The organism is Streptomyces sp. NPDC091376, assembly GCF_044757085.1.
In the GTDB taxonomy this organism is placed as follows: domain Bacteria; phylum Actinomycetota; class Actinomycetes; order Streptomycetales; family Streptomycetaceae; genus Streptomyces; species Streptomyces pratisoli.
The window spans coordinates 1-18,004 of the sequence record NZ_JBIVUF010000019.1 but is presented as its reverse complement, the minus strand read 5'-3'; the positions used below and the strand labels follow the sequence as shown (position 1 = coordinate 18,004).

At 63.5% G+C, this 18,004-nt stretch carries 17 protein-coding genes and 2 pseudogenes; 11 read left to right on the top strand and 8 right to left on the bottom strand.

Annotation, left to right across the window (positions count from 1 at the left end):
* The 4 genes and pseudogenes from ACIQMR_RS31470 to ACIQMR_RS31455 all read left to right on the top strand — a co-directional run.
* Nucleotides 1–890 (top strand): beta-propeller fold lactonase family protein (locus ACIQMR_RS31470; RefSeq protein ID WP_401394462.1); only part of this gene is annotated, 890 nt, incomplete at its 5' end.
* Nucleotides 891–1,720: 830 nt separating this feature from the next.
* Nucleotides 1,721–3,187, top strand: a complete 1,467-nt coding sequence (locus ACIQMR_RS31465; RefSeq protein ID WP_401394460.1) for a hypothetical protein — start codon at nucleotides 1,721–1,723, stop codon at nucleotides 3,185–3,187.
* A gap of 73 nt (nucleotides 3,188–3,260) precedes the next feature.
* On the top strand, nucleotides 3,261–3,878 hold the full coding sequence (locus ACIQMR_RS31460; protein ID WP_401394457.1) for a hypothetical protein: 618 nt from the start codon (nucleotides 3,261–3,263) through the stop codon (nucleotides 3,876–3,878).
* Nucleotides 3,879–3,880: 2 nt separating this feature from the next.
* Nucleotides 3,881–4,216: pseudogene (locus tag ACIQMR_RS31455) on the top strand (Tn3 family transposase); the annotation flags it as partial.
* Nucleotides 4,217–4,584: 368 nt separating this feature from the next.
* Here the strand turns inward: ACIQMR_RS31455 and ACIQMR_RS31450 are convergent.
* The 4 genes from ACIQMR_RS31450 to ACIQMR_RS31435 all read right to left on the bottom strand — a co-directional run bounded on the left by ACIQMR_RS31450 (nucleotide 4,585) and on the right by ACIQMR_RS31435 (nucleotide 7,102).
* Nucleotides 4,585–5,415 (bottom strand): hypothetical protein, encoded by an 831-nt coding sequence (locus tag ACIQMR_RS31450; protein WP_401394455.1) that lies wholly within the window; start codon nucleotides 5,413–5,415, stop codon nucleotides 4,585–4,587.
* Between the two features lie 118 nt (nucleotides 5,416–5,533).
* Complete coding sequence (locus ACIQMR_RS31445) at nucleotides 5,534–5,671, bottom strand: hypothetical protein (RefSeq protein ID WP_401394452.1); 138 nt, start codon at nucleotides 5,669–5,671, stop codon at nucleotides 5,534–5,536.
* Between the two features lie 703 nt (nucleotides 5,672–6,374).
* Nucleotides 6,375–6,611 carry a helix-turn-helix domain-containing protein gene (locus ACIQMR_RS31440; RefSeq protein WP_401394449.1) on the bottom strand — a complete coding sequence of 79 codons (237 nt, stop codon included), beginning with the start codon at nucleotides 6,609–6,611 and terminating at the stop codon, nucleotides 6,375–6,377.
* The gene (locus ACIQMR_RS31435; RefSeq protein WP_401394446.1) at nucleotides 6,611–7,102 is read right to left on the bottom strand and encodes a DUF2975 domain-containing protein; all 492 of its coding nucleotides are present in this window, start codon (nucleotides 7,100–7,102) and stop codon (nucleotides 6,611–6,613) included. The genes ACIQMR_RS31440 and ACIQMR_RS31435 overlap by 1 nt, the downstream gene beginning before the upstream one ends.
* 563 nt (nucleotides 7,103–7,665) lie before the next feature.
* On the opposite strand from ACIQMR_RS31435, the gene ACIQMR_RS31430 reads away from it, so the two are divergent.
* Nucleotides 7,666–8,514: an RING finger protein gene (locus ACIQMR_RS31430; RefSeq protein ID WP_401394443.1), complete on the top strand. Its 849-nt coding sequence runs from the start codon at nucleotides 7,666–7,668 to the stop codon at nucleotides 8,512–8,514.
* A gap of 442 nt (nucleotides 8,515–8,956) precedes the next feature.
* Nucleotides 8,957–9,136: a hypothetical protein gene (locus ACIQMR_RS31425; protein WP_401394440.1), complete on the top strand. Its 180-nt coding sequence runs from the start codon at nucleotides 8,957–8,959 to the stop codon at nucleotides 9,134–9,136.
* Between the two features lie 106 nt (nucleotides 9,137–9,242).
* On the opposite strand, the pseudogene ACIQMR_RS31420 reads toward ACIQMR_RS31425, so the two are convergent.
* Nucleotides 9,243–9,494 (bottom strand): annotated as a pseudogene (locus ACIQMR_RS31420) (IS21 family transposase); the annotation flags it as partial.
* A 4-nt stretch (nucleotides 9,495–9,498) separates the two neighbouring features.
* Here ACIQMR_RS31420 and ACIQMR_RS31415 point away from each other — a divergent pair.
* Complete coding sequence (locus ACIQMR_RS31415; RefSeq protein ID WP_401394640.1) at nucleotides 9,499–9,744, top strand: type II toxin-antitoxin system RelE/ParE family toxin; 246 nt, start codon at nucleotides 9,499–9,501, stop codon at nucleotides 9,742–9,744.
* A gap of 1,213 nt (nucleotides 9,745–10,957) precedes the next feature.
* On the opposite strand, the gene ACIQMR_RS31410 is transcribed toward ACIQMR_RS31415, so the two are convergent.
* Nucleotides 10,958–11,296, bottom strand: a complete 339-nt coding sequence (locus ACIQMR_RS31410) for a MerR family transcriptional regulator (protein WP_401394437.1) — start codon at nucleotides 11,294–11,296, stop codon at nucleotides 10,958–10,960.
* A 679-nt stretch (nucleotides 11,297–11,975) separates the two neighbouring features.
* On the opposite strand from ACIQMR_RS31410, the gene ACIQMR_RS31405 reads away from it, so the two are divergent.
* Nucleotides 11,976–12,236, top strand: a complete 261-nt coding sequence (locus ACIQMR_RS31405) for a hypothetical protein (RefSeq protein ID WP_401394434.1) — start codon at nucleotides 11,976–11,978, stop codon at nucleotides 12,234–12,236.
* Between the two features lie 335 nt (nucleotides 12,237–12,571).
* Here ACIQMR_RS31405 and ACIQMR_RS31400 read toward each other — a convergent pair whose 3' ends face one another.
* Nucleotides 12,572–13,303 (bottom strand): hypothetical protein, encoded by a 732-nt coding sequence (locus ACIQMR_RS31400; RefSeq protein WP_401394431.1) that lies wholly within the window; start codon nucleotides 13,301–13,303, stop codon nucleotides 12,572–12,574.
* A gap of 222 nt (nucleotides 13,304–13,525) precedes the next feature.
* Here ACIQMR_RS31400 and ACIQMR_RS31395 point away from each other — a divergent pair, with 222 nt between their 5' ends.
* The 3 genes from ACIQMR_RS31395 (at nucleotide 13,526) to ACIQMR_RS31385 (ending at nucleotide 15,926) form a co-directional block, all read left to right on the top strand.
* Nucleotides 13,526–14,146, top strand: a complete 621-nt coding sequence (locus tag ACIQMR_RS31395) for a transposase domain-containing protein (protein WP_401394428.1) — start codon at nucleotides 13,526–13,528, stop codon at nucleotides 14,144–14,146.
* 683 nt (nucleotides 14,147–14,829) lie between these two features.
* The gene (locus ACIQMR_RS31390) at nucleotides 14,830–15,048 is read left to right on the top strand and encodes a hypothetical protein (protein WP_401394425.1); all 219 of its coding nucleotides are present in this window, start codon (nucleotides 14,830–14,832) and stop codon (nucleotides 15,046–15,048) included.
* A 194-nt stretch (nucleotides 15,049–15,242) separates the two neighbouring features.
* Nucleotides 15,243–15,926: a hypothetical protein gene (locus ACIQMR_RS31385; protein WP_401394423.1), complete on the top strand. Its 684-nt coding sequence runs from the start codon at nucleotides 15,243–15,245 to the stop codon at nucleotides 15,924–15,926.
* Between the two features lie 740 nt (nucleotides 15,927–16,666).
* Here ACIQMR_RS31385 and ACIQMR_RS31380 read toward each other — a convergent pair.
* Nucleotides 16,667–17,710, bottom strand: coding sequence for a hypothetical protein (locus ACIQMR_RS31380; protein ID WP_401394420.1), 1,044 nt, complete (start codon nucleotides 17,708–17,710; stop codon nucleotides 16,667–16,669).
* Nucleotides 17,711–18,004: the final 294 nt, after the last annotated feature.

Here is an 18,004-nt window from a genome sequence, read left to right as displayed (position 1 = left end):
CCGTCCCCCTCGGAACCACCCCAGAAGAGGTGGCGGTGACCCCGGACGGCGCCTTCGCCTACGTCACCAACACCAATAGCAGTTCGGTGTCGGTGATCGATACCTCGACGAATACCGTCACCGCCACCGTCCCCGTCGGCACCGGACCGGTCGGTGTGGCGGTGACCCCGGACGGCGCCTTCGCCTACGTCACCAATGGCTCCGATGACACGGTGTCGGTGATCGATACCTCGACGAATACCGTCACCGCCACCATTCCTGTCGGCGACGGCCCGGTCGGTGTGGCGGTGACCCCGGACGGCGCCTTCGCCTACGTCGCCAACTTCCTCGGCAATTCGGTGTCGGTGATCGACATCTCGACGAACACCGTCACCGCCACTGTCCCCGTCGGCGACAGCCCAAGAGGGGTGGCGATCGCGGTGGTGCCGCCCGAGCCGGCACCAGCGTGGAAGCTGCTCAAGCTCACCACCGGTGGGAAGTTCGTCGCAGGCAGCCGAGGCACCTACACACTCACCGTGACCAACACTGGTGACGCACCGACCGACGGCAGCACCGTCACTCTCACCGACACCCTCCCCGCAAGTCTCACCCCCGTCAGCCTCACCGGCACCGGATGGACCTGCACCCTCACCCCCTTGTCCTGCACGCGCAGCGACGCCCTCGACCCCGGCGACAGTTACCCACCCCTGACTCTCACCGTGAAGATCGCCAAGAACACCCCCAAGCAAGTCACCAACACCGCCACCGTCACCGGCGGCGGCACCACTGCCACGAGCACAGCCACCAACACCACCACCATCAAGGACAGAGACAGAGACAGAGACAAGGACAAGGACCGGGACAAGGACAAGCCCCCGCACCACGACCGACCGGGCCCCCGCCACGCGTAACCCGTGACGTCCCTTCGCGGTCCTGCCAAAGGGCCGCAGGCCCCGGGCCCCGCCGTGACTGTCACCCCCTTTCCACGATGACCTGGGGGCGATGCCACCGGGCCCGAGGGGTACCGTCAAAGACCTGAGCAGAGGTCTGAACACCGTCCGACCGGGCGCAACGCCCGGTCGGACGGGGAAGCGACCCCTCAACACCGGCGGCACCACCCCCGACCTCGACACCGTCATCGCGCGACTCCCCGCCGACGAACGCGCCTGGTCCCACATGCGGGGGTGCGGCGTCGTCGTGGGGTATCGCGGTGCGGGCTCCTGTCCGGTGACCGCTCGGAACGCCGGGCGCGGCGGGCCAGGGCTCCAGGAGGACAGGACAGCCGTCGTGTGGGTGCGGTCGCCGGTGCCGCACGTCGCTGCGTTCGCTCGCGCAGGTGCACGACGACCTGACGGGCGTCGACCGGCACATCCGTCACGGTCCGGTCGTGGTATCCGTGCACCTTCGCCGGGCGTCTCGCACACCGGACACGGCACACCTTTCTCCCGGGTGCGGTCCGTGACACACCACTATGTCACCGCCATCCGTCACATCCTCGAGGATCAGTGCGGACAGACCAGAAAACACCGTAACCACAAGGGAATTGACGCCCATCACGCAACCATGATCACGGACGACATTCGGTGTTACCGCCGAGTATGAGGTGACGGAGCGATTGACCGTACAGACCCAACGGCCACCAGATTCTGCCTGAAAGGCCGGTCCGTGAGGAAAAACGTGACAACTTCATTCGGGCTAGCATGCGGGGCGGCGGGGCCCAAGGTGAAGGTGCGGGAGTGCAGTGAAATTCTATTTCGTACACGGAGAAACGGTGGGTGATGACCAGGTCGTCATCCCCGCCAAGCTGAAATTCTGCTCCGAACCGGGCGAGCCAGTCGACGCCAAGCGGACAAAATCCATCCTAGAGTCCAAATATGCGCTCAGCACACGGGCCAGTTGGCCGGAGCTGCGGCTGGTGCCCCTCGATGCGGGGCAGCAGGATTCGATTCTGAAGCTTGCCGAGGCTGCGGACGTGGCCTCGGATGTCCGCTTCGTCGGTGCCGGCACGCCCACGCTCTCGTGCTGGCTGAGAGCGCAGGGACATATAGCGGAGGACACGGTCCTCGTGTGCTGTTCAGGTTGGGGCAGTACGACAAAAAGAAGGAAATCCGAGAAGCCAAACCAGGTTCAGCAGTACCAGATCATCAACAACCTTCTGGATGACGCATCGGATGCCATCGCGTACGGCAAAGTACTCTCGGCGCGGAAGATATCGGCCGAAGCGGCCCTCGGGGAACTTACAGCCCTAGAGGTGGAGAACGAGACCGCCCTGATTGGAATGCGATTGCAAGGCGGCGTGACCGGATGCCTCGCTTTCGAGCTGGAATCGTGGCGGATCGACCCCTCCGGCACTGCTCCCCGTGACACCTGGGATGCGCTACTTGATCTGTTCGTAAAAGTCTCTCTGCCGCAGACCAGGGCGGCACTTGTCGGCCATTTCGTGAAGTGGCCCGATTGGAGCAAGCCGTTCAGGTCGCTTGAATCCGGAATCGACTTCCCTGAGATGCTTAGTCAAATAGTTGGCGGCAGCAGGAGCAGTCAATTCCTGGTGAATGCCAGAGAGTTCTGCGCGAGCTCCAAGAGACTCGAGAACAGCGCCATCGAATTCGCCGACCGGGTCGCGAAGGTGAACAAGCCGGCGCAGCATGTGAATTTCACGAATCCTCACGACCTGCACATCTGGAATGAATTCTTCGAAGCGCTCGATCAGGCTCACGACCTGATGCCCTACCATCCAGATTGGCAAAGTACTGCGAACCTGCTTGAGCAGGTCGCACTCGGCTGGGGAGCCGATTTCTCCCGCGCCTACCGGGACGCAATGAACTTTCCTCGAGTGATTCAGGCCCTCAAGAGCTCCACCGACCCCAAGCTCCAGGAATTGATCAGGGCCGAAGTCGCGGACGGCACCCGCACGGTCACCTTCCCGGACTTCGCCACGGCGGTGGAGGATCTGAAGCAGCGTCACATGCAAAACCAGTCGGTCCTGTACACGGAGCACGGCATACAGCGTGATGTTTCCATCGTCTGGACGTCTGTCGACATCAGCGTGACCCCCGTCTGGGACCCTTTGAACTGGTCATGGACAGGCTTCGAGGTTTTCGTTGCCCCATGGCCCACCCCGAACGAGGCGGAGAGGCTCGTCTGCGACGTGAAATGGGGGGAGGCCGGTTGGTACCTCGAAGAGGTCTCCACTCTCGCACGTTCGTGATCTGCGCCCCGGGCCCATTGCGCGAGCAGCGAGCCGTGAGAAGCCGGCGCCACGTCCTCCAGACGCTGGGTGAGTGAGTACCAGGCGGCGAGCGCCGGCTCCCAGCTGCGCATGTTCACACTGGTGGCCGAGCCATGCGTGCCCGCGAGCGAGGCGCACGGCGGCGGAGAAGCTCGAGCTGGTCGACTTCACCCAACGCAAGCAGCTGGAGCGGACCCGCGACGACGTCATCTGTGTGCACCGTCCATCCGGCCTCTGGGCGAGCTCTACGAGCCGACGAGGGAATACGTCCGCGCACCAGCTGGCCGCGCTGGATGCCGTGCTCGTCCGTCCTCCGAGCCAAGGCCGCAAGATTGTCGGCAGCTTCCTCGAGCATGGCGTGGACCTCGGCTTCGTCTACGACACCGCCTACCTCATCCACACCTTCTTCGACCGCCTCCGCCCCAGTGCCAGGTTCAAGGTTGTCGCGGCCGCAGCCGAGTTCGCCGTCCTCGCGATCGAAGACCCAGCGATCAAGACCAAACCGGAGGAGTTCGCCGACCGCATGACCAAGTGCCTGCGCAGCGTCGCTGAACGCGACGCTGACCTCGTCAAGAACGCCGCAGTCAAGCAGATGGCCCGCCTCGAAACCGTCGAACCGGGGGTGCAACTCCAGGCGCTCGGGCGGCTCGGTGACCCCGTCCCCTGGTGAAGCTGGTCAACGCCACCTTCGCCGCCCGCGACGAGATGTGGTGGGGTACAGGCACCGCCTGCGCCTCAGACAGCCGCAAGTTCGGCGCCTGGTCCTCGAACTTGATGACCGAATGGCACCAGCGATACCGCGGCCCCGGTGTGATGATCTACTGGCACATCGAGCGGAAATCGGTCTGCATCTACTCTCAGCTCAAGTTCTGCTCGGTCTCCGAGGTCGCCTCGGAGACCGAGGGCGTGCTGAGGCACTGCACCGACATGGAAGTGGACCGGCAGTACACCGACACCCATGGTGCGTCCATCGTCGGCTTCGCCTTTGCCCACATGCTCGGCGGGCAGCGACCCCTCCGGAGCCGACACGATCGCGGTGGACGGCGAGACCGTGCGCGGCTCACGCGCCCACTCCACCCGGCCGCCCACCTCCTGGCCGCCGTCACCGGCATGGACCGGACCCTCACCCAGTTACGCGTCCCGGCCTAAACGAACGAGGTCACCGCCTTCCGGAACCTGCTCGCCCCGTTCGTGCTGACCGGAGTGACGGTGACAGCCGACGCCCTCCACACCCAGCGCGACCACGCCCGCCACCTCGTCGGAAAACGAAGCGCGCACTACCTGCTGCTGGTCAAGGGCAACCAGCCCCGCCTTCAGCGAGGGAACTAAGCCGATCAGGCAGTATCGGGGAATTCCCAAGCCGACTCAACCTACGGCTAGATTTTCTGAATATCAACAATATTTTCGCGCTCGAATACGACAATTTCTCTCCAAGGGGACAGGTGCATCGCCGAGTAGCCCTTTTCTTTGAGGAATACACCAATCGCCGATTCGGATACACCGCTATTTGGATAACTTTCCTTGATTAGCTTCCTGAGACGAATCTCATCTTCGACGGATTCAACGAATGGAAACGCCGAAAAATCACCATTCTTAACCGTCTTGTCAACCTTTGGCTGGTCGACAGCGGCTATGACTCCGCTGATCCTCGCTCTGATCACCGCGCCATTCCCCTTAATGCCGTACTCGTCGTATGACCAGCCTCGGGCGGTCTTCTCCGCCTCTGTGAAGTAGAAGCCGTCGCCGTACCTTTTTCCATTGGATGTCACTCCGGGACGAAAGCCATCATGAATGATTGAATCCGCGCGGTCATTCGATGTCCCGTGGAAGACATAGACAAGATCCTTGATGGGTCTGGATGGGGTTGGCCGGGCATGCGCGACATCCTCCCGCTGTAACCGGTAGCTACTGGCGTTACCTTCAGCCGCTACCTCCAGGTAGGGTGTCCAGCTAGAGTAGGAATCCCCGGGTGAGGCCGCCGCCCATTTGGCCGGATCCCCGGGCAGCGTGAATACATATCTCCCGCTGGCGTACTCAGCCGTGAGGATGAGCCACAGGTGCTTTCTGAATTCCTCAGGCGGCTCAGTATCGGCATCGAGCGAGTAGTCGGCCATCAATTCGTTGATAAATTCTTGCAAGCTCCCAATCTCGCCGGTTACAAACTCTTCGGGCAAGACCTTGCGCACCTCGTTGAAGACTTCCCTCATCGTGGAAGGGGCATTTGATCCAGCTTGCAATGGAATGCAGCAAATAATCTGTGGGTATGAATTCCAATTCATGCGCTTGCCTTTGGTGAGTCGCCAGGAGGATATTTGCAGTCAAATTCTAAGCAAGATCGGAATAATAGTCGTTCCCCATGAGGTAGAGTTCTGGGCGGAAACGGACGAGCGCCTCGACGTCGCGTCGTGCGGCATCCGGCTGCGGCGGATTGTCAACCCAGCCAGGCAGCAGGAAGAGCTCCACCGTCATCCTCGTCAGCAGCGAACTGGCGGCCGGACCACACTACGTGCCTATCCATGATGTGGTCCACGTCAATCGGGGCGGTCGCTGCGCTGCCCTGAAACGTGGGTACCCAGGAGGCATAACAGGCCTCCGGATCCCCTGTGAGGTAGTTGAGGTGATCAAACCTGATGTTCCTGAGAGGGCAGCGGTCGATGCGTGGACCAGGCATCATGGTCCCCTGGGCGCAGCGTTTGGCCCATGCTCGCTGGGACGGACTCAAGCGCACAGGCGCTTGCTCGAATTGCCGGAGAGACCGCGCGACCTCGTCGAATCCCGCCTCACGGGCCCCCACCCTCCGGATACCTCACTCCACCGGCATATCGCAGGGATCATGAACCGTCACCACCCGACGACAACCCGAAAACCTCAGTAGATTCGGCCCACTCATTTCGTGGCCGGATTGGGGGCAGGGCCTCGGCGTAGTGGCGTGACGTCGGTTTCGGGATCATGTAAGTCCGAGGAGGGTGAGTGGTCGGTTGGCGTCGCGGGCGTTGTGACGGGGGCCGGCGGCGATGTTGCTTTCCCGGCGAGGCGAAGGGCGCCGATGGCGAGGTTGCGCCAGGTCGCCATGGCGCGGGGCGCGGAGCCGGTTCGCAGATGGGAGGCGTCCTCGGCGAAGGGCATGTCTCGGGGTGCAGGGCTTCGACCTTCCGGTGGCTTCGGATCAGCCGGGTGAGCTCGCGTCGGCTGCGGCGTCCTCGGCTTCCCAGCGCAGCAGGTCGCCTGGCTGGCAGTTGAGCACCTCGCAGAGCGCGGCGAGGGTCGCGAAGCGCACCGCTTTGGCGCGGCCGTTCTTGAGTACCGCCAGGTTGGCGGGTGTGATCCCTACGCGGTCTGCGAGCTCGCCCACGGAAATCTTCCGCCTGGCCAGCATCACGTCGATGTCGACGGCGATCGGCATCAGATCACCTCGTCCAGCTCGGCCTGCATCTGCGCCGCTTCGACGTCGCGCGCGACTGCCTGGGCGAGCAGCACCCGCAGCACGCGCACGATGAGCGCGACCCCCAGGATGGCCAATCCAACTCCGCCCATGATGACGGTGACGCCCGGGTCGTCCCGCTGGCCCGGTGCATTGACGGCTGTGACCGCGAACCACACGAGGGCGGCCGCCACGATCGCACCGATCACGCCGTCCACGTACCGGAAGGCGGCGTGGGAGAACACGGTTCCGTGACACACCATCGTCACCAGCCGCCATACGCAGACCAGGGCGACCTGGACCGACACCATGCCCAGGATCGTGATCACGCGCAGTGCGGTCAGCGGGAGCGACCCGTTCTCCGGGTCGCTCCCGCTGACCAATGTCCACACCATCAACGCCTGCACGAACACGGTGCCGGCGAGCACCATCACGAGCAGGGCGCGCAGCGCCCGCACGGTCATCTTTCCCATGACCCATCCTTCCATCGAATCGCGATCGGAATCTATCGAGATTCGATAGATTGAGCAGGGGCTGGGACGGAGGCTGGGCGGCGCTCTCGCGCGGTGGCGGACGTCGCCCCTCCCATGGCATGGCGGTTGCGCGAACGTTTTGATCTTGCCGAAGCGACCTCACCTGAACGCAAATCGGACGCCTTCGACTACGCCGAAGCCCTGGGATTGGGGGGCGTCATGGGACATCGGCGCGCTGTCACCCGATCATGCGTCAGCAACGTCGCAAGAAGGTTCGGACCAAATTCGGGCAGATGTGGTCTGCCCTTTCGATCAGTTCTCCGCATTCGGCGGGACGGTAAAGCTAAGCCCCCGAGGGGCGATCCGGCCGGACTGCTGCCGGCGGCCTGGACGAGCGCGGCCACGAAAACCGCGGCAAACTGCTCCAACGGTAGAAGCGGCAGACCACCGGGGAGCAGCTGTCCCTCGACAGCAGGAATGGCTGTCCAAGCCGGGTGTGCAGCCCGCTTTGGCGATGTCTGTCCGCCACCCCGGGAAGCCACCCGCACGACAAGAGCCCTACCTTGGCCCTGCTGAAAGTCAAGGGCGTGCCCCGAAGCAGCCCCGTGGGCAGCAAGCTAGCACAGCCGTTTGCCTCAAAGCACCTCTTCCATAACCCTTCACCCTTTAGATTGGATAAGATTGAGCAAACGGGGTGCCAAGTCGGCGAATCGCCGCAACATAACGCACTCACGGAGACCAAAGGGCATTACATGGAAACCCCAAATTATCCACACTGCACCGCATCGGAAGAGTCGAAAACCTGCTTCATTTGCTACAGCGGGCTGGCATCCTGGACGCTCGGCGACCACGGTCAAGTCATCCACATTGGAGCGGACATATGCAACCCCTGCCTGAACGTGATCCTGCAAGGCGATAAAAAATGCCCCATATGCAGGGCTGACCTTGAGACCGGAGAAGCCGCCCCACCTCTCGTAGCCCAAGAAGGGTTCACCAGCCAGGAGGGTGCCTTCATCGCAAATATTGAGAATTCCGACAATTTGATCCCCCCAGGCCTCACCCAAGAGGAAATGCTTGCGCTTTGTATGCGGCCAGTTCGTCTGAGGACGCAGTACAGGGGGAGCTTCAACTCCTACAATCTTGGCCCGCTTGGTGACATCATGAACCCCCTGCGAGAGTCCGATTATCAGCTCTGGGAGGCGATGATTGGCATGTTTATGGGATGGGGAGGGGCATCTGCGTTCGAGGAATTTCGGTGGCACTTGGGAAGTGATTTCCTTGAACTCCATGTCATTGGGGGCAGCATAAACCACATCCAGGACGAGTACGTGCGCGATGCCGCCAAGGTATTCTGGGCCTTGATCCGCGAACAGGAACTACAGCGGGCCCAGCAGCGGGGCGCTCGGTGGTAGCGGTCCAGCAGGGATTCAGAGCGGAATGCCGTGCGTTGACGACTCCGGTGGGAAAATCGCGAAACGGCTCTTGTGGTCGGGCTATGCCACGAAGGTGATTGCATCACGTTGCTGTCGGGAGCCAGGCCACCAGGCAGGTCGAGCTCCGTCCCGACGCGGGCGGCGGGTGGCGCTGGAGCCCCAACAGCCGGGAGCGACCCCATGGTCTCGAGGTAGCGCGGCGGTGATCTTTCCCGGGTGCTTGGGGCCGAGGGCTTTCGGGAACGGCACACTGCTGCGGTCGTCGTCCTGGACGGGAGTACTGTGCGTCCTCGACCCCGCCCGCGGCGCAGCATCAACGCGCCGGGGCGGTCCCGCGTAGAGGAGTCCCGCAGCAGCAAGCGACGGTCGGCTTCCCGGCTCGGTCGACCATGGCTTCGTCGACCCGGGTCTGAAGCTCGCCGTGCTGACGAAGACCGATCTGTCCGGGCAGAAGGGCGCGGGCAAGGACGACACGCGGATGCCGACCCGCCGCCGCAAGCAGGTCGACCCGCTCACCCTGGAGGCGGGCGACTACATCATCCACCGGATCGGGCATTGCACCCCGGCCAGGCCGGTGGCCAGACCTTTGATCAGAGTCTGACGGCGTCCCTCGGGCCCGGTGACGACCCCGGGCCTCGTGGACGGGGCGCAACAGTCATGCCGGGGCCGCCGAGGTCGAGGGTGTCGCTGCGTGTGCAGGACAAGGGGTCGCACTGAGCCAGCTCGCCGGCCGATAGACCGTCCGCGAGACCGGATCGACCGGAACATGCGCAGGCCGGAGCTCGCGCACCCGCTCCTTGAGAATCGTCATCCCCCGGTCCCAGCCGGTCCGCTCGGCGATCACCGTCGCGGGCATCGTCGGCGTCTCCCGCAACAGCTCACGGATCTGCACCTCCACCGCGTCCCCACCGAGCCCTTGGGGGCCGCTCGTACTTCGGCGGCCGGTCCGTCGCCAGCGCACGCTTGAGCTACGAGATCATCTGGGAGCCCGAAGCCCTCGCCCAAGCGGAGCGGTTCGCCAAGGACGACCCCGCAGGGGTCCGGCAGGTGTTCACCGCCGTCGACAGTCTCGCCGACAACCCCTGCCCCGACGGCGCGTTCGGCAGCGCCGACCTCCTCCGCATCCACATCGGCCCCTACCGCGTGCTCTACGAGATCAGCGACCAGCAGGTCCGCGTCAGCGTGATCCACCTTGGCCGCCTTCGCTGACCTGTCTCGCGAGCCGCGATCGGTCAGGGCATGTGTCACGAGCCGAGATCTGAGGATCGTCGCTCGAGGTGAGCTCCGCGATGAGCCGACCACCGCCGGGAAGGTCGAAGAGAAGGCGCTTCCGTCGCGACGGTGAGCGCCCGTGAAGGCACGCGCACACTGACGGACGGAGATCCGTTGGTTACCGAGATGATTAGGCTCCGGCCGCAACAGGCGGACGTACTGTCCGGGCCTGCGGGCGCATAACGAACGCAATCCGACATCGCCGACGACGAACTCCACCTCACCGAACAGCTCCTGACCGGCCTGGACCTGAGGGCCACCACCCTCACGACGAAAGTCGCCGCCCTGGCCCGAGACGCCGGGACGATCAGCAGCTTCGAGTTCGTACGTCAGCTCCGCGCCGACATCAGCGCCGCTGACCTGACAGCAGCCGAAGCCGCGCTGGAACTCGTCGTGTGCTTCCACCACGCCGTCCACGACGACCGCGACAAGGCCGGCACGGCGATCTCCCGGCTTCGCGACCTCACTCGGCGGCGGCGACTACGCCTACTACGTCGACATCGCCCACTTCATGGCTGGCCTGCCCCTCGACCAGCCTTCAGGAGCCCGGTGGCTCGACAGCGAGCAGCACACCCGCAACTGCTGGCATGGCCTGGTCACCGCACGGCGGACCTACCTGAACCTCGGACATTGAACCGGCCCCCACGTGCCAGTCCCAGCCCCTCGATCGACCTGTTGGCCCACCAGCGTGGCGCCGCCGTGAGGGCCCGTAGAGGCTGAGACCGGCGGACGATCCATGGCACACGGTCAGGCCGCGAAGCGGGCAGCAGCAAGGCAGCCTTCGCTGCTGCCCGCACCTCCCTCTCCGTCTTCGGCGATGGCAGGAGCGGCCATGCCTCCCGGCTCGCGTAGATGATCACGGGCGCCGGGTGCCGCCGATGTCGTTTCTGGGCACGAGGCTGCCAAGAGGTGAGGGCCCCTGACCGGGCAGGAGCAGGGGCCCTCCGCGCGCTTCCATGGGGGGAACGGAGGTGCACGCGTCGCCCACCGTCAACGAAGCGCCGTCGTCCGGGAAACGCTCCGCTACCCGAACGGTCGCAGCGGGCGGGCAACGCGCATCAGCCGGGGTGCGCAGGCCCGGCGCCCTGATCGCCATTCGTGCGTGGAACCACCCGCCGCCTTCCCGGGGACGGCGCAGGTCTTCGCCGCCTCAGGCTTCGGGGGGCGGGGTCGCCGTTTCGGCGGCGCGGCGGTATGCGGCGTTGAGGCGCTGGGCTTCCTCGAGCTGGTCTTCGAGGATGATGATGCGGCAGGCGGACTCTATGGCGGTTCCCTGGTCGACGAGCTCGCGGGCGCGGGCGGCGAGGCGCAGTTGGTAGCGGGAGTAGCGGCGGTGGCCGCCGGCGGAGCGTAGCGGGGTGATGAGGCGGGCTTCGCCGATGGCGCGGAGGAAGCCCTGGGTGGTGCCGAGCATTTCGGCGGCCCGGCCCATGGTGTAGGCGGGGTAGTCGTCGTCGTCGAGACGGTCGAACGAGTCGTCTGCGGTCATTGCACCTCTCTGTGGAACACGTCGGAGGGGCCCTGGTGCCGATCGGCACCAGGGCCCCGAAGGAACTACACCATCTACCGGCCCTGATACTGCGCCGGCTTTCTGTTTCCGCCGACCCGACGAAGACTCTGCCGGGTGTGCGGGGATCGCGGTTGCTTGACCGGAGACCACCTCGCTAACGATGTCCTGCGGTACCCGGGCCCAGACTTCCGCCCGGGCGATCCTGATGGCGCTGGCCCCTCCGTTCTTCCTCTGGATCAATCACTGCTGGTACTGCTACGGCCTGTCACAGCGCCGCTTTTCGACAGCGGGCCCTGTGCCCTTACTGCGAACCGACTGCCGAACTTCCCGGTACGCGCGCTGCAGATGACGCCTTTACCGAGGAACCACTTCCACCACTGCTGGTACTGCGCACTGCACATACTGATCGGGCACTTCGGTACTGCTCGCGGCAGCCCCTGATCACTGCGGGCCACCCGGTCCGGTCGTCAGCCCAGCCGCCGTCCTGCTGCGGCTTCAGGCTCTACCACCACACCGTCCTGCGTACTTCGACTACCTGTACTGCGGCACTGCCGCCCGGCAGTTCATCTCTGCCAGGCCCTACGGTCTCTCTCGACTACGAGAAACACCATAACCACATCACATCCGAATTTCTACTCTGGCCAGCATAGATTTTCACGTGTCTCGTAGAGAGTTAGTCGATCTCGAACAGAACAGACTCGCCGGGGAGACAGCTGGTGAACCGCTGCAACTCCTCGCACTGGACGGCAAGCCCACCAGGGCCGAACCCGCGACCGTCCGCAGCAAACTGCTCGACATCCCAGCCAAGCTGACCGAACGCGCCCGCCGGCGAGAGCTCAAGTTCGACACGGACTGGCCCGCCTCTTACCGGGCCATCGCTGTGTGGGACCGCATCCAGGCCCTGTCCGATCCCGGTTGACCACCCGCGCCACCCTCACACATCGGAAGGAGAAGCGGCAGCACCCTCGGCCGGCGGAAGCCGACGCCGCTCGCGACGACACGCGGCGCACCGACCTGGCCGACAGCGACGACACCGCAGGGCAAACAACCAGGAACCGAGCACCCAGCCGAACGCGCACGTGAATGTTCAAGGCCTGCTCGAGTAAACCGGCCGCCCGCATACGCCGCCGCTCTGCCTCGACAAGGCTCAGCTGCCTGTCAGTTCGAGTCCCCATGCATTCGGCATGCCGAACGCGACCAGATCATCAAACACGACCTCAGAGGCCAGTACACGACCTCGAGTGGGACTGTGCTTTACCAGAACGTCCCGAGCATCAATTCTTCAACCTTCCGCAGGTAGGCGCACACTGCGAGCCACGCTGAGTACAGCACACTGTAGGCTTCGCCATGCAACTTATTCTGAGCCGTAGAGCGCCCTATCGCCTCAATGCCTCCGCGGAGGCGATCGGCACATTGCCGGAGGATTCCAAAATCAATGCTCCGATTTCTCTCCAACGCATTCGTCACTTCATATGCGAAGTCTGCGAGATGCTTGTAGCAGGCGTCCAGCGCGACGGAGCTATAGCCGTCACCCGCCGCCTTTCTGATGAGTCTTCTCAGGCCCTCCGCGCACTTGCTGACCTGCGCAAATTCCGCGGCGACCAAATCGGGAATCGCCTGCGAACCCTCGCAGGCGTCAGAGACCCATTGCTGAGCTACGACAAAGTCGGGTGTCGTGCCGTCCTGGTTTACGATGAAGTACGTTTCATCTTCGCACATGGCGGTTATGAAATCGCCTGCATCGATATTGACGTATCCACCGTCGGCCCAAATCCAGTGGTCGGTCCCATTGATAGTTACATAGAGGCAGCGCTGATTCCCGGCATTGAGGTTGGGTTGCGCGCTGACGAAATACGACGCATTTCCCTGGGTCACCGCTACCGTTTGCTCGTCGGCATGAAATACGCGATTGGGAAGGGCTGGGTCCGAACCCCTCTGATTGTCCAGGTTTGCGACAGAGATTTGAACGAGAGGGGGCATTTCCATGATCTTCTTCCTTTGTGGGTGAAGTCCGGCCCTGGAGGGAACTCGTGATCTCAAATCCACCGCTAATTCCCGCGAGTTCCTCATCAGGCAAATTCTCGGACATCCCGTTCGGGAAACTCTGCCCTGTCGGGAGATCTTTCGGGCCGGGGCGATGGCCGTGCGGTCAGACCCCGCACCGGTCCCAGGGCTGGCCGGAGAGCCGCAACTGCGAGATCAACTGGCATGCCGTCAGAACTCCGTGCGACGACTCAGGTTCGTGACCTGCAGCGATGCAGAACATCCGGCTGTAGTACCGGGAAGATCCCGCCGCATGTGGTCGGCGATGTCCTGGATGTGACCGGATGCCGCGAGCGGCGGATGCGTCTCCTGCCGGCCCGGGTGGATGTGCATTTCATTGTGGCCATGGCCTTGTTCAGCACCGAGGGCAGCCCGGGGGCGTGGGCCTCTCTCATGAAGGGGCCGGGTCCTCTCGCCATTCGGCATCGGCATGCCAGCCAGTACGGAGGTCTCCGCCCGGGGCCCCGCGTTTCGCTTGAGCGGTGGAGGGGGTCATGGACCCTGCCGGTCAGTCCTGTGCAGCCGTGGCCGAGCGTCGCCGCGGAGCCGTCCGGGGCAGGACAGCTTTCGGTGTCTCGAATGCGGTTCCGAAATGACCTCACCAGCGATCACATGCACCACCAGCTGACAGGGGTCGGCACGGGCCGCGGGAGTAGCCACCTTCAGAGGTCGACGGGGCAGGTGGTGCAGGAGCCGGAAATTTGGCTTCAGGGCCAGCGGCCAGCCGTATCGTCTGAACATGTCGTTGCACCGCAGAGACCTCGTCAGTCGCGTCACACTCAATGAGTTCCGCTCGCTGGCGACCGACATGACGGTGCGCCTTGTAGCTGAGGCGTGGCAGAACCGCAACTTCGCCCCTTCCCGAGGACGACCTGCACTACGGCGACAGCAGCGTCCGCCGCATCACGTTCGAGACGTACGCCGCTGCCGTCGATTGGACGGACTACGCTCAGGTGTCCCGTGCTCTTCTCGTCTTCGAGGACTTCATCCGCTACTACCGATAGAGCGGCTGGGAGAGCAACTGGCTGGAGGCCTCGTGGTTCTGGAGATCACTGCTGCCGACGAAGAGACCCTCCGCGAGGTGACGGACGGCCTCCAGCAGTGCTGGGCAACGTCCGGCGTCACGCCGGTATGGCGCACCCGCTTGGCTCCACGTACGTGGTCGTCGACACCGGCCCATGGATCTTTGGCAGGTGCGTGCTGCTCCCGGCCGGACGGGCGGTGCATTGGGGGACGGCGAGGGGCCTGGGGCCTGTGCCTGACGTTTGCGGTGTGTGCGGGGCAGGGCTCCCAGATCCCGCGGTGTTTGCTGCGGGGGCGTGGGACTCCTCCGCTCTTAACGAGCACGATCCGGGATCCCTGCTACACCACCGATCGCCCGAGGGCCGGCGGGAAAGGGCTTGGGTTGAATCGGGCCAGGAGTACGAAGACAGGTCGGGCATCGGGTTCGAGGACGTACAGCGGGAGTCATGGGCCGTGGCGATGACGAAGATCGCGGAACTCTCCCGTCTCCCGTCTCGCGGCTCCCCGCCGGCCAGATCACTGGCGAAGGCATCGGCGACCTGATCACCCGGGCCGCCGTTCGTGCCCACGGCGGCTGGGCCGACGGCTCCGCCTCTCTCGCCGCCTACTTCGAGGAAGCCGGCATCTGGGACGAGACGAACCCGCTGTACGGCAACGGCCTGTAGCCGCCTCTCCTGACGGTTGAGCCCGATGGCAGCTCCCAGCCATTCGTTGGCGAGAAGGCGGAAGCAATCGGGAGCCCAACGGCACGGATGGAGTGGGCTCTCTGACGGAACCTGGTTGATCGAATTCGCGTCGCCGCGGCACCACGAGAAGCGGTGGGCCCGTTTCATCTGCGGGGAAGCCGTAGTCTGCCGTTATGTCGATCAAGGTGGTCCGTCTGGCGGACGCACACCGTTCGGAGCTGTATGACCTCCTGCTCGCCGAGAACTGGACCCAGCTGGCGAAGGAGCTCGAACAGAACGGCCTGCAGGTTTTCACCCAGTACGTGGCTCTGGTCGAGGGGCACGTCGCCGGGTGGCTCGAAGGCACACTTCGCTATGAGACCGACACCGAAATGCCCGGCTATCCGACCCCTTGGGCCCAGGTCAACTATGTCCTCACCTGTGCCTCCCTGGCCGGCAAGGAGTCGCGGGCCACCTGCTGCGCTGCTTCGCTCGCGACGAAAGCCAGGCAGGGCGCCGCTTCATGGTGCTCTGGCCAGCGCGGCGACGCGACGATTCCGGCGGCCGGATCGCATTCTTCACTGCGTACGGTTTCCGACCGCTTCCTGGTGCCGAACTACTCGGCGTCGGTATTGATCGGCTTCTCGCCGGCCCAGCCCAGTCGAGCCGCATGGTGTGAGCGTTCAGTTCCGGGGCGCCGCCAGCCCCGTGCCGGTCAGCGGCTTGCCGTGTGGGCGAGGTCTGCTTCGGCCCAGACGACGGCGGGACGCGTACCTGGAAGGCGGACGCGGTCCGGGCGCGATCCGGGCCAGGGTGTCCTGCGGGGCGTTGCGTGCCCACTGCCCGATCGCCGACAAAGGACCGGGCCCCGGCCGTGACCGCGGAGCAGGCCACCAGCAGCACGCTCACCAACGGGTGACGCCTTCCGCGAAGGTCACGTGGATCAGGCAAGGTCGCCAGCCGAGACGGCAGGCCGACGATCGCGCGGTGCTGACGCGAGGGCGACTTGATCAGGCACACGGTGGCAGACCGACGGCACATCGAAGCTCCGGGCGATGCAGGCGACTTGGTAGGTCACCGGCGTCAACCGGAGCTTCGTTGTATGGGTGGCTGTCCGCCGGAGCATCGTCACACCGCCGTGACCAGCGCGGATCGCTGATCGCCAGGACTTTGAAACCGCCCTGGCCCACACCTGCGCAACGCACGCCGAACCCCTGCGCTACCTCGTCAACGCCCGCCCAGGCATTCAGGCCGCAATTCGCAGCTACACCCCCAGCTAGAACGCCACGGAGGTAATTCATGAAAACCACGCACTGCATGAACGGATGACCGAACTAGACGACCCTCATTACGTCTATCCCCGGTGTGCAACTGTGCTTCCAGAAAAACGCGCTGAGGACCGATGCTCAGACCAGTGCATCTCCATCGAGCGAGCGCACCGAAAGGTGAACCCCGGCCTCTTCCTCAACCTACGGGATAACGCAGCCGTGACATGCTAACTGCGGCCACCCAGTATGCGTTTCATGTCAAACCGTGCCCGCAGAATCCAGCCTTATGATTTACGAGTTCAACATGAAGTCCAGCTGCCGGTGTGGGACAGGGCCTCAATGATTTGAGATCATTTACTGGACAGCTTTTTAGCGAGCTCCCCCCACTTGAATTTCATTCCAGTGTTGCCAAGAGTGTTAACAACCGTGGTGAGGTTGGGGGACTGAAAGAACGGAAGAATTTCGTCACCTTTCTTCAATTTGCCTCTAAGGTACTTCGATACCGGCCCATTGTCCGTCCAGTCTTTCTGTAATTCCGCCTTGACGTAAATCCCTTTTCTGGTTGCGAAGTAGACTGCAGCGAAAATTCGGTCGTGCTGTAGCGCGTGGATGAGCAGCCTCATCCCATCACTATTCAGCTGCTGGCGACAATAGTCGGCCAGGTCGTTTATACTGCCATCCCCCGGGGAGGGGGCCAGCGCAGGTGTCTTGACGATAGCCTCGAAAACCTTCAAGAAGTGATCTGTGGCAATTTGCAAAAATGCGCCGTCGTCCTTCATTAAATCAAAGGCGATGACGTTATAGTCGTACCCCTCCTCGCAGAAGGCGGCTTGCGATGGAAGTTCGCCAGCAGGGATTAATTCCAAAGGCAGTTGACTAAGGTATTCATGTAGGTACCTTTTGAAGATGTCTGTCAGTTTCACCTCATCGCTCGAGGTGTCGCCGAGCACCCGATAGGGAAGGGCCCTCTTCAGCATTTCCAGGTGGTTGGGCGTGTAGACTGATGCGTAGACCGTGGAGTTGAGGTCATCAGGGATCGGAAGAATTTTCTCGTTCAATTTCTGCCACACCAAGGCCAACCGAAGGTTTTCCTGGTATTGCTTCCGGTATTGGTCGAACGCCCCTCGTGCATTCCCGTACTGCGTCTCTCGGAGTAGCACGTTGATGAAAGCCGCTTCGTCGTCCACTGTTCCGGCGTAGTAAGAATCCCCACCCTCGAACGCTTCTCCCTCGGCCCCGTCCGGGACTTCCAGGACCAGTGACACGCAGTAGTCGTAAAATTTACGTTTGGCTTCTGGATCGTTTTCTAGACTCTCGATGCCGTTGCGCAGAGCGAGATAGTCCGTGAACGTGGATGGTTCATAGTGCTGGACGACAGGGATTGACGTTTCCACGACTACTCCTTTTAGTGGTGTGCTGCGTACGCGCTGGGGGGATCCCGAATTCAGAAAGTCGGCAGGCATGTGGATGTCTCCGACCCCCCATCGTGGGATAGTGGGTCCCGCGCATGAACGCCCGTCCAGGTAGCAGATGGGGCGATGTTGTTGCCCCGCCAGGGCCCCGGAGTGTTCCGCGGATGTCCGATGTGTGTGGGGGGGGTGCCTCTATGTCTTTCGTCAAGCGAGGCGTGGGGTTCTGGGTTCGTAGAAGGTGCCGTCGCGGAGCATCGCGAAGAGCACGTTGATCCG